Raw genomic sequence first — 10,283 nt, forward strand, 5'->3', positions numbered from 1 at the left:
GGGCCGGAACAGAGACGAAATCCATCCTGACCGCCCTGCGCGACGAGGCCGATTTCCTGCGGCCCTACGAATTGCTGGAACGTATCCTGACCCGGCATGACGGCCGCCGCCGCCTGATCGCCCGGCTGGGCGACGAGGCCGGGGACGGGATCGACGCGCTGCTGGCGCAGGCGCTGGCCTATGAACGGACCGAGGTGCCCTCGCTGACCGGGTTCCTGGGCTGGCTTGAAAGCGACGAGGTCGAGATCAAGCGCCAACTCGACTCCGCGGGAAACCGGCTGCGGGTGATGACCGTGCATGGCGCCAAGGGGCTTGAGGCGCCGGTGGTGATCCTGCCGGATACGGCAGCCCGGCAAGTGCGCATCCAAGACCAGCTATACCTGCTGGAAAATGGCAGCATCGCCTGGAAGACGCCTGCCGAGGACCGTCCGCCCGCGCTGGCCGCGGCGCACGAGGCGCGGGTGCGGCGCGAGGAGGAGGAACGCGCCCGGCTGCTTTACGTCGCGATGACGCGGGCCGAGCAATGGCTGATCGTCGCCGCGGCGGGCAAGCTGACCAAGGATGGCAGCGATTGGTACAGCCGGATCGCGGCGGGGCTGGACCGCGCGGGACCAGTGACCTGCGATTTCGGCTTCGCGACCGGGCTGCGCTACGAATTGGGCGATTGGGGCGATGCAGCGGCGGACGAGCGCCCGGCACCGGCGCCGATCCTGGCGCTGCCCGATTGGGCACAGCGCCAGGCCCAGCGCCCGGCCCGCCCGCCGCAGCCGCTGTCACCGTCTGATCTGGGCGGGGCCAAGGTGATGGCGGGCGAGGCAGGCGGGCTTGCGGCCAAGGCGGCGATGGCGCGGGGCACATGGCTGCACCTGCTGCTGGAACACCTGCCCGCCGCCGCGCCCGCCGACCGCCCGGCGCTGGCCCATGCGCTGCTGACCCGTTGCGACCCGCCAGCGCCCGAAGCCGGGATCGACAGCCTGCAGGCCGAGGCCGAGGCGCTGCTGGCCGATCCGCGGCTCGCCCCCGTCTTTGCCCCCGGCACGCTGGCCGAGGTGCCGTTTTCCGCCGAGCTGAACGGCCGCCCGCTGCGCGGCACCATCGACCGGCTGATCGTTGGCGCCGATCACATTTGCGCGGTCGATTTCAAGACCAATGCCCTGACCCCCGATCGGCCCGAGGATGTGCCCGAAGGGCTCTTGCGGCAGATGGGCGCCTATGGCCATGCGCTGGCCTTGATCTATCCCGGGAAGCGGGTCGAAACCGCGATCCTGTGGACACGCACGGGGCTGCTGATGCCCATCCCCGAGGCCCTGGGCAAGTCGGCGCTTGCCCGCGCGGACCTGCCTTGACGGCCCATCGCCCGCTTCTTACTGTCCGGCAACTTTCGCAGGTTCCAAGGAGAGACCCGATGCCGACCCATTCCGTCACCGACGACACCTTCGACGCCGAGGTGCGCAATTCCGACATCCCCGTGGTAGTGGATTTCTGGGCCGAATGGTGCGGGCCCTGCAAGCAGATCGGCCCGGCGCTGGAAGAACTGGCGGACGAGTACGAGGGCAAGGTCAAGATCGTCAAGGTGAACGTGGACGACAACCCCAACACCCCCGCCCAGATGGGCGTGCGCGGCATCCCGGCCCTGTTCCTGTTCAAGGACGGGCAGGTGGTGTCCAACAAGATCGGCGCCGCACCCAAGGCCGCGCTGAAGGGCTGGATCGAAGAGTCGGTCTAAACGACCGCGTCCAGGGCTGAGACAAAGGGGCGCTGCGGCGCCCCTTTCTGTTGCACGCCTTGTGGGGCAGCATCGGGCACATATATGCGCCGAAGCGCAAGGCACGGAGGGCGCCCATGGCAAGAGACGAGTTTCCCGGCTGGCACGGCACGACCATCATCGGCGTCAAGCGCGGCGGGCAGGTGGTGATCGCGGGCGATGGGCAGGTGAGCCTGGGCCAGACCGTCATCAAGGGCACCGCGCGCAAGGTGCGGCGCCTGTCGCCCGGCGGATATGACGTGGTGGCGGGGTTCGCAGGCTCAACGGCGGATGCCTTTACCCTGCTGGAACGCCTCGAGGCCAAGCTGGAGGCGACGCCGGGGCAGTTGCAGCGCGCGGCGGTGGAGCTGGCCAAGGACTGGCGCACCGACAAGTATCTGCAAAAGCTCGAAGCCATGCTGATCGTCAGCGACGGGGCCGATTTGTATGTCATCACCGGCGCGGGCGATGTGCTGTCGCCCGAACATGACGTTGCGGCCATCGGGTCGGGGGGCAACTACGCGCTGGCCGCCGCCCGCGGTCTGGTCGAGAACACCGAGTTGTCGGCCGAAGAGGTCGCCCGCAAGGCCATGGCGATCGCCGCAGATATCTGCGTCTACACGAATGGCAACCTGACGGTGGAGACGATTTCCAAATGACCGACCTGACCCCCCGCGAGATCGTCTCGGAACTGGATCGCTTCATCATCGGGCAGAAGGACGCCAAGCGCGCGGTTGCGGTGGCGCTGCGCAATCGCTGGCGGCGCAAGCATTTGGCCGACGACCTGCGCGAAGAAGTCTACCCCAAGAACATCCTGATGATCGGCCCCACCGGCGTCGGCAAGACCGAGATCTCGCGCCGCCTTGCCCGGCTGGCCCGCGCGCCCTTCATCAAGGTCGAGGCGACCAAGTTCACCGAGGTGGGCTATGTCGGACGCGACGTGGAACAGATCATCCGCGATCTGGTGGACAGCGCGATCGCCCAGACCCGCGACTGGATGCGCGAGGAGGTCAAGGCCGCGGCGCATCTGGCCGCGGAGGAACGGGTGATCGAGGCCATCGCCGGGACGGATGCCCGCGAACAGACGCGCGAGATGTTTCGCGGCAAGCTGAAACGCGGCGAGCTGGACGAGACGATGATCGAACTGGAGGTGGCGGATACCTCGAACCCGCTGCCGATGATGGAGATCCCCGGAATGCCGCCCGGCCAGGGCGGCGGGATGATGTCGCTGGGCGATCTCTTCGGCAAGGCGTTCGGCGGGCGCAGGGTGCGGCGCAGGATGACGGTGCGCGACAGCTACGAGATCCTGATCTCGGAAGAGGCCGACAAGCTCCTGGATGACGAGACGGTGACGCGCACCGCGCTGGAGGCGGTGCAGGAAAACGGCATCGTGTTCCTGGACGAGATCGACAAGGTCTGCGCCCGGTCCGACACGCGCGGCGCCGATGTCAGCCGCGAGGGGGTGCAGCGCGACCTGCTCCCGCTGATCGAGGGCACGACGGTTTCCACCAAGCACGGACCGGTCAAGACCGACCATATCCTGTTCATCGCCTCGGGCGCCTTCCACATCGCCAAGCCGTCCGACCTGTTGCCCGAATTGCAGGGCCGCTTGCCGATCCGGGTGGAGCTGCGCGCGCTGACCGAGGCCGATTTCGTCCGCATCCTGACCGAAACCGAAAACGCGCTGACCCGGCAATACGCGGCCCTGATGGAGACCGAGAAGGTCAATGTCACCTTCACCGAGGATGGCATCGCGGCGCTGGCGCGGATCGCGGCCGAGGTGAATGAAAGCGTCGAGAATATCGGCGCGCGGCGGCTTTACACGGTGATGGAGCGGGTATTCGAGGAACTGAGCTTCACCGCCCCGGATCGCGGCGGCGAGGCGGTTGAAGTGAATGCCGATTTCGTCGAGAAGAATCTCGGGGCGCTGACACGGTCGGCCGATGTGACGCGCTACATTCTCTGATCCCGGCCGCTGGGGCTGCCCGTGCTGCGACAGATCGCCATGCTCTTGTGCCTTGTCGCGCTGGCGGGCTGTGCGGCACGCGGTATGGTGGCCATGGCGCCCGAAGCGACACCCGGGACGGTCGAGCGGATCGTCTATGTCGGCACGACGCGCATGGCGGATGCCGGGCGGCTGTTCGCCAATACCCGGTCCGAAGAGCTCAGCTTTGGTGCGTTCACGGTTTCCATCCCTCCGAACCGGGCACCGGGCGTGATAGCCTATCCCAAGGGCCAGCCCGATCCAGGGCGTCAGTTCCTGATGCGTTCGGCCCGAATGTTCGATCACCCCTCCGCTTTCACCGCGGCACTGGCCCGCGATATCGCCGCACGGCCAAGGGGAAAGCGGGCGGCGGTCGTTTTCGTCCATGGGTTCAACACGAATTTCGCCGAAGGTCTCTATCGCTCGGCGCAGCTGGCCCATGATTTCGGGATCGAGGGGGTCGCGGTGCATTATTCCTGGCCCAGCGCCGCCAGCCCCTTCGGCTATGGCCATGACCGCGACAGCGCGCTGTTCGCGCGCAGGGGGTTCGCCGAATTGCTGGAGGCGCTGATCGCGGCCCGGCCCGACGAGTTGCTGATCGTTGCCCATTCGATGGGCGGCCTGCTGACGATGGAGACCCTGCGCCACATGGCGCTGGCCAAGCCCGGGCGCGTCGCGCGCGAGATCGACGGGCTGATCCTGCTCTCGCCGGATATCGACGTAGACGTGTTCCGCGCGCAGGTCCGCGATATCGGCGCGATGCCGCAAAGGGTGGTCGTCTTCACCTCGCAACGCGACCGGGCTTTGTCATTGTCTGCCCGGCTGTCGGGCAGCCGGGACCGGCTCGGCAATATCCGGAATGTCGCCGACGTGGCCGATCTGAATGTCACGGTGCTGGACGTGACCGGGTTCTCGACCGGGATGGGCCATTTCACGGCCGGCACCTCGCCCGACCTGTTCCGGTTGCTGCGCGACGTGCCGACGCTGCAACAGGCGTTCGACTCGGGCGCGGCCGGGCGGCCGGGGTTGTTGCCAGGCACGGTCATCACCGTGCAGAACGCAACCGCGATCATCCTGTCGCCGCTGACCGCGCTGGCCCGGCAATGAAGGCTCAGCGGGGGCGGCGCAGGTAGACGTAAACCGCCCCATCGCCGCCATGACGCCGATGCGCCTGCGCGACCTGCAGCACGGCGGCGGCCAGCGGCGGCTGGTGCAGCCAGTGCGGAACCTGCCGCCTGAGCACACCGCGACGCTCGGGGATCGGGCCATCGCCGTCCGGCCCTTGTCCCTTGCCGGTGATGACAAGCACCAGGCGCCGCCCCTCGGCCTGGGCGCGCAGGATGAAGCCGCTCAGCGCCGGATGCGCCTCGGCCAGCGTCATGCCATGCAGGTCGATGCGCGCCTCGGGCGACAGCTTGCCGCCCTTGAGCCGGTTGAACGCCTTGCGGTCCATGCGGATCGCCGCGTCCGAGGGCGGGGCGGATGTCGCGGTTCCGTTCGCCCGCGCGCCGATGCGGAAAGGGGCAATCGGGGTGGGGCCCGGGGACAAGGCGGCGGGCGGCTCTTTGGGTTCACCCGGTTCGGGCGCGGGTCCGGGGCGCTTGCCCGGCAGGGGACGGATGCGTCGGGCGACGAGATCCCACAGCGCGCGATCCTCGCCGCTCAACTGGCCGGAACGACGTCGGGCCACAGGCCTAGCCCTCGGGCAGCAGGGCAAGCGCTGTCTCGATCGGCAAGAGCACGATCATGCGCCCGCGGTCACGGATACGTCCGGCCCTTTCGCCCGCCGCCTTGCCCGTGCCATAGAAGATGTCCGCCCGCTGCGCCCCCTTGATCGCCGATCCGGTGTCCTGCGCCACCATCAACCGGTGCAGCGGCGCGCGGCCGCCCTTTTCGATCCACACGGGCGCGCCCAGCGGGACAAAGGCGGGATCGACGGCAATGGTGCGCATCGGCGTGATCGAGCGATTCATCGCGCCCAGCGGCCCCTTGTCGGCGGGCAACTGATCGAGTTCGCGGAAGAACACGAAGGAGGGGTTGTGATGCAGCAGCGCGCGCCCTTGCTCGGGGTTGCGGCGCACCCAGGACCGGATCACCTGGGCCGAGACCTGATGCGGCTCGTAGATGCCGCGGCGCACCAGTTCCTGTCCGATCGAACGGTATTCATGCCCGTTCTTGCCGCCATAGCCGACCCGCAGCGTCGTGCCGTCCTTCAGACGGATACAGCCCGAGCCTTGCACCTGAAGGAAGAAGACATCCACCGGATCGTCGAGCCAGGCGATTTCCAGCCCGCGGCCCCGCAGGACGCCGTCTTCCTCGATCTCACGCCGGGAATGCCAGGACTCACCCTGGATCAGGTCCGGCGGGGTGCGATAGACCGGGTAGCGAAAGCGCGCATCGGGGCGGCGCGCGCCCTCCAGTTCGGGTTCGAAATAGCCGGTAAACAATGCCGGGCTGCTGCCACCGATCAGCACAGGCCGAAAGAACAGTTCGAAAAAGCGTCGCGCATCCTGCTGGTGTTCGGCGACCGCGCAAAGCGATGACCAGGTCAGGTCGGGCAGATCAAGGCAGGTTTCGCGAAAGACGGCCAGCGCGGTGGCGTGGTCGTCCCGTTCCCAGCCCTTGAGATCGGAGAACCGCAGGATTTCGACCGGCAGATCGGGCCGCGCGGGCCCTGCGCTCATCGCAAGCGCCAGACAGGCCACCGCGCCCAGGCCACGGATCATTCGCCCGTGGCGACAAGCTGCCAGTTGGGATCGTCCACGCCCATCCGGCGCGCAAAAGTCCAAACGTCACGCTGGCGCTTGATCTCGCTGGGGCTGCCCTCGACCACATCGCCCGAACGGTTGCGCACGACAGAGATCAGCTCGCCCACGAATTTCACGACCAGTTCGGCCTCGCCGGTATCGCGGTCGAAGGTTGCGTCCTTGAGTGCAAGCTCTCGCACGCCGACGAAATTCGCCTCGACCGTCAGGCCCTGTTCCTCGCGCAGCCGGACCGCTTCGGCAAAGCTGTCCAGAACCTCGGGGGCGAGGAAGGACTTGACATCTTCAAGCTCGCCCCGCTCGAAGGCCATCAGGATCATTTCATAGGCGCTGCGCGCGCCATGCAGGAACTCGCCCACCGAAAAGCCGGGCTCGGCCATCTTCATGGCGGCAAGCGCCTTGGCCGCCGGACTGCCATCGGGAACGTGATCGGTGATGTCGCTGTCGACACCGCCCTGGATCACCTCGAATTCGCGGCGCGAATCGGAACGGCGCGAGGCGGGGTCGGGCATGGACAGCGGCGGCTTCTCGAAACCCTCGCGCGTGCCGAGCACCGAACGCAGGCGCAGGATCAGGAAAGCGGCAATTCCCGCGAGAACCAGAAGTTGGATGATGGCAGAGCCCATGGTGACCTCGCAGCGTGCCGTCAGTCTTTGTATCTGAACGATATCCGACTTATGTAAGGCAGATGCCGGGTCAAGTCCACCTGCGCGGTTCGTCGAGGGTTCTCCATGTGGATTTTCGTTCTCTTCCTGTGTGTGCCGCTGATCGAGATCGCCCTGTTCATCCAGGTGGGCGGTGCGATCGGCCTGTGGGCCACGCTGGCCATCGTCGTCCTGACGGCGGTGATCGGCACCTTGCTGATCCGCCAGCAAGGCGCGATGGCGATGGCGCAGCTTCGCAATTCGTTCCGGGAATTGCGCGATCCGGCCGAGCCGCTGGCCCATGGGGCGATGATTCTCTTCGCCGGCGCGCTGCTGCTGACGCCCGGTTTCTTTACCGATGCCGTGGGTTTCGCGCTTCTGATGCCGCCCGTGCGCGCCGCGGCCTATCGCTGGCTGTCGCAACGGATCGTCGTCCAGAGCATGACATATGGGGCGGACCGCGGCCCCCGGCCCCGCGCACAGACCCATGGCGGCGTGATCGAGGGCGAATTCGAGGAGCTGAGGCCCGGAGGAAACGACCAGCCGCGCGGCCGATCGGGCTGGACGCAGCATTGAGCCGATGCGCCCAAGCTGCTAATCGGATCGCGACGTAACATTCGCCAGGAGCACATCATGAGCGAGACCGAAGGCAACGGCGCGGGCGCACAGCAACCGCCGCAGGTGCGGATGCAAATCCTCGGCCAGTATATCCGCGACCTCTCGTTCGAGAACATCCTTGTCCAGAAGGGCGTGCAAGGCGAGGTGACGCCCGATATCAGCGTTCAGGTCGGACTGGACGCGCGCAAGCGTCCCACCGAGCACCAGTTCGAGATCATCTGCAAGTTCACGATCAACTCGAAGAACAAGAACGACGGGGCGACGCTGTTCCTGCTGGAGATCGAATATGGCGGGGTCTTCCATGTCGAGAACGTGCCCGAAGACCAGCTTCACCCGTTCCTGCTGATCGAATGCCCGCGGATGTTGTTCCCCTATATCCGCCGCATCGTGTCCGACATGACCCGCGATGGCGGCTTCCCGCCGCTGAACCTGGAACCCGTTGATTTCGTGGCGCTCTACAGGCAGGAAATCGCCCGCCGGGCACAGGAGGCCCAGCCGGCCCCGAATGTGGGCAATGGCGGAACGGCCTGACGGTCTAGCCGAACTGCCGCCAGAGGGCCTTGTCACCCAGGCCTTCGACAAAGGCGGCATGCGCCGCTGCCTCCTCCTCTGTCAGTCGGGGGGGCAGCGATTTTGGACGGGGGCGGGGGCGCCATTCTCCACCCGTCGCGGCGTCGGCCCCGGCCGCCGGACCTGAAGACAGCACAAGGTCGGGCTGACGCCCGCCGACAAGTTCCAGATAGACCTCGGCCAGGATCTCGGAATCGAGGAGCGCGCCGTGCTTTTCGCGCGCCGAGTTGTCGATCCCGAAGCGTCGGCACAGCGCATCCAGCGAGGCGGGCGAGCCCGGAAATTTCTGCCGTGCCATCGCCAGCGTGTCCAGGGCCCGTTCCCACGGGATCGCGGGCAGGCCGACCCAGCCCAGTTCGGCATTCAGGAACTTCATGTCGAAGGCGGCGTTATGGATCACCAGCCGCGCATCGGCGACGAATTCCAGGAACTCGGCCGCCACCAGCCGGAACACGGGCTTGTCGCGCAGGAAGTCGTCGCCCAGCCCATGCACCTGGAACGCCTCGGTTGGCATCGGGCGTTCGGGATTGATGTACTGGTGATAGGTCCGTCCTGTGGGCAGGTGATTCCACAGCTCGACCGCGCCGATTTCCACGATGCGATGGCCTTCGGACGGCTCGAAGCCGGTGGTCTCGGTATCGAGAACGATCTCACGCATGGTGTTCCCTCAGCTTGTCGAGCAAGGCTTGCACCTCGGCGCGGGTCTGTTCAAGGCTGCGCGTCTCGATGACATGGTCGGCACGGGCGCGTTTCTCGGCATCGGGCATCTGCCGCGACAGCAGAAGGCCGAACTGCGCCTCGGTCATGCCCGGGCGGGACAGCACGCGGGCGCGCTGCACCTCGGGCGCGGCGGTCACGACCATCACCGCGTCAAGCCGATCATCGGCGCCGGTCTCGAACAGCAGGGGGATATCCAGCACCAGCACCGGCGCGTCGGCATGCGCCTTTGTGAACGCTTCCCGGTCGGCGGCTACCAGAGGATGAACCACCGCCTCGATCCGGGCCAGCGCCGATGGATCGCGCCCGATCCAGTCCTTGAGCGCAGCACGGTCCACACCTGCCTGGCCGACCGCGTCGGGGCAAAGCGCAGCAATGGCCGGAATGGCGGCTCCACCCGGGCCGTAAAGCCGGTGAACCGCCGCATCGGCATCCCAGACCGGCACGCCCAGCGCACGGAAGATGTCCGCGGTCGTCGATTTCCCCATCCCGATGGATCCCGTCAGGCCCAGCAGGAAAGGACGCTCGCTCATTCCGCCAGCAACACCGCACGGGCGGCGGCGTCCACCTCGGGGCGGCGGCCGAACCAGCGTTCGAAACCGGGCGCGGCCTGATGCAACAGCATGCCCAGCCCGTCCACCGCGATGCAGCCCCGCGCCCGCGCCTCGACGAGGAATGTGGTTTCGAGCGGCGTGTAGACCAGATCCGAGACCACCGCGCCGGGGCTGAGCGCATCCAGCGGCACGCGGAATTCCGGCTTGCCCACCATGCCCAGCGAAGTCGTGTTCACCACGGTCGCCGCGCCCTCGATCATGCCGGCGGCCTGCACCCAGTCATGGACGACAATCTTGGGACCGAACTCGGCGCGCAGCGCCTCGGCGCGGGACCGGGTGCGGTTGCTGACGCGAATCTCGCGCACCCCCTGTTCGGACAGCGCCGCAATCACGGCCCGCGCAGCCCCGCCAGCCCCCAGGATCGCGGCTGGCCCCGCCGCCGGATCCCAGCCCGGCGCGCCCTGGCGCAGGTTCTCGATGAAGCCGATTCCGTCGGTATTGTCGGCATGCACCTTGCCATCCGCGCGGAAGATCAGCGTGTTCGCCGCCCCGATCAACGCCGCTCGGTCGGACACCAGATCGGCAAGGCCCAGGATCGTCTCCTTGTGAGGGATGGTCACGTTCACCCCGACGAAACCCATGCGCGGCAGGGCGGCCAGAACCTCCTTCACGTCGGCCTGCGCGACA

General features: G+C 67.3%; 13 protein-coding genes. 7 read left to right on the forward strand and 6 right to left on the reverse strand.

Annotation, left to right across the window (positions count from 1 at the left end):
* The 5 genes from ENN83_RS04750 to ENN83_RS04770 form a co-directional block, all read left to right on the forward strand.
* Positions 1–1,346 (forward strand): 3'-5' exonuclease (locus tag ENN83_RS04750; RefSeq protein ID WP_287184644.1); only part of this gene is annotated, 1,346 nt, incomplete at its 5' end.
* Between the two features lie 59 nt (positions 1,347–1,405).
* Entirely contained in the window at positions 1,406–1,726 is a 321-nt protein-coding gene (gene trxA / locus ENN83_RS04755; RefSeq protein WP_253087638.1) for a thioredoxin, read from the forward strand.
* Between the two features lie 116 nt (positions 1,727–1,842).
* Positions 1,843–2,403 (forward strand): ATP-dependent protease subunit HslV, encoded by a 561-nt coding sequence (gene hslV, locus ENN83_RS04760; protein ID WP_287184649.1) that lies wholly within the window; start codon positions 1,843–1,845, stop codon positions 2,401–2,403.
* Positions 2,400–3,710: an ATP-dependent protease ATPase subunit HslU gene (gene hslU / locus ENN83_RS04765; protein WP_287184652.1), complete on the forward strand. Its 1,311-nt coding sequence runs from the start codon at positions 2,400–2,402 to the stop codon at positions 3,708–3,710. The genes hslV and hslU overlap by 4 nt, the downstream gene beginning before the upstream one ends.
* Before the next feature lie 21 nt (positions 3,711–3,731).
* Entirely contained in the window at positions 3,732–4,835 is a 1,104-nt protein-coding gene (locus ENN83_RS04770; protein WP_287184656.1) for an alpha/beta hydrolase, read from the forward strand.
* Between the two features lie 4 nt (positions 4,836–4,839).
* Here the strand turns inward: ENN83_RS04770 and ENN83_RS04775 are convergent, their stop codons facing one another.
* The 3 genes from ENN83_RS04775 to ENN83_RS04785 are packed head-to-tail and all read right to left on the reverse strand — an operon-like array spanning position 4,840 to position 7,119.
* The gene (locus tag ENN83_RS04775) at positions 4,840–5,418 is read right to left on the reverse strand and encodes a Smr/MutS family protein (protein WP_287184660.1); all 579 of its coding nucleotides are present in this window, start codon (positions 5,416–5,418) and stop codon (positions 4,840–4,842) included.
* A 4-nt stretch (positions 5,419–5,422) separates the two neighbouring features.
* A complete protein-coding gene (locus ENN83_RS04780; RefSeq protein ID WP_414707620.1) occupies positions 5,423–6,454 on the reverse strand; it encodes a murein transglycosylase A in 1,032 nt (343 codons plus the stop codon).
* Positions 6,451–7,119, reverse strand: a complete 669-nt coding sequence (locus ENN83_RS04785; protein ID WP_287184662.1) for a Tim44/TimA family putative adaptor protein — start codon at positions 7,117–7,119, stop codon at positions 6,451–6,453. Before ENN83_RS04785 ends, ENN83_RS04780 begins: the two co-directional genes overlap by 4 nt.
* A gap of 105 nt (positions 7,120–7,224) precedes the next feature.
* Between ENN83_RS04785 and ENN83_RS04790 the strand changes: the two genes are divergently transcribed.
* Together ENN83_RS04790 and secB are read left to right on the forward strand one after the other, a co-directional pair.
* Positions 7,225–7,713 (forward strand): FxsA family protein, encoded by a 489-nt coding sequence (locus tag ENN83_RS04790; protein WP_287184665.1) that lies wholly within the window; start codon positions 7,225–7,227, stop codon positions 7,711–7,713.
* Between the two features lie 57 nt (positions 7,714–7,770).
* Complete coding sequence (gene secB, locus ENN83_RS04795; RefSeq protein ID WP_287184668.1) at positions 7,771–8,286, forward strand: protein-export chaperone SecB; 516 nt, start codon at positions 7,771–7,773, stop codon at positions 8,284–8,286.
* A gap of 4 nt (positions 8,287–8,290) precedes the next feature.
* Here secB and dnaQ read toward each other — a convergent pair whose 3' ends face one another.
* From dnaQ to ENN83_RS04810, 3 genes are all read right to left on the reverse strand, one after another.
* Entirely contained in the window at positions 8,291–8,983 is a 693-nt protein-coding gene (gene dnaQ, locus ENN83_RS04800) for a DNA polymerase III subunit epsilon (RefSeq protein ID WP_287184671.1), read from the reverse strand.
* Positions 8,976–9,575, reverse strand: a complete 600-nt coding sequence (gene coaE, locus ENN83_RS04805; RefSeq protein ID WP_287184673.1) for a dephospho-CoA kinase — start codon at positions 9,573–9,575, stop codon at positions 8,976–8,978. The genes dnaQ and coaE overlap by 8 nt, the downstream gene beginning before the upstream one ends.
* The coding region (locus tag ENN83_RS04810; protein WP_287184676.1) for a shikimate dehydrogenase at positions 9,572–10,283 on the reverse strand (712 nt) is incomplete at its 5' end. The genes ENN83_RS04810 and coaE, both read right to left, overlap by 4 nt.

It is taken from the genome of Rhodovulum sp. (genome assembly GCF_011048875.1).
Classification (GTDB): Bacteria; Pseudomonadota; Alphaproteobacteria; order Rhodobacterales; family Rhodobacteraceae; genus Rhodovulum; species Rhodovulum tesquicola.

Excerpts from the sequence above, each read along its gene's own strand:
- hslU (WP_287184652.1), top strand. The coding sequence starts at position 2,400 with ATGACCGACCTGACCCCCCGCGAGATCGTCTCGGAACTGGATCGCTTC.
- trxA (WP_253087638.1), top strand. The coding sequence starts at position 1,406 with ATGCCGACCCATTCCGTCACCGACGACACCTTCGACGCCGAGGTGCGC.
- ENN83_RS04790 (WP_287184665.1), top strand. The coding sequence starts at position 7,225 with ATGTGGATTTTCGTTCTCTTCCTGTGTGTGCCGCTGATCGAGATCGCC.
- hslV (WP_287184649.1), top strand. The coding sequence starts at position 1,843 with ATGGCAAGAGACGAGTTTCCCGGCTGGCACGGCACGACCATCATCGGC.
- ENN83_RS04785 (WP_287184662.1), bottom strand. The coding sequence starts at position 7,119 with ATGGGCTCTGCCATCATCCAACTTCTGGTTCTCGCGGGAATTGCCGCT.
- dnaQ (WP_287184671.1), bottom strand. The coding sequence starts at position 8,983 with ATGCGTGAGATCGTTCTCGATACCGAGACCACCGGCTTCGAGCCGTCC.
- ENN83_RS04780 (WP_414707620.1), bottom strand. The coding sequence starts at position 6,454 with ATGATCCGTGGCCTGGGCGCGGTGGCCTGTCTGGCGCTTGCGATGAGC.
- coaE (WP_287184673.1), bottom strand. The coding sequence starts at position 9,575 with ATGAGCGAGCGTCCTTTCCTGCTGGGCCTGACGGGATCCATCGGGATG.
- secB (WP_287184668.1), top strand. The coding sequence starts at position 7,771 with ATGAGCGAGACCGAAGGCAACGGCGCGGGCGCACAGCAACCGCCGCAG.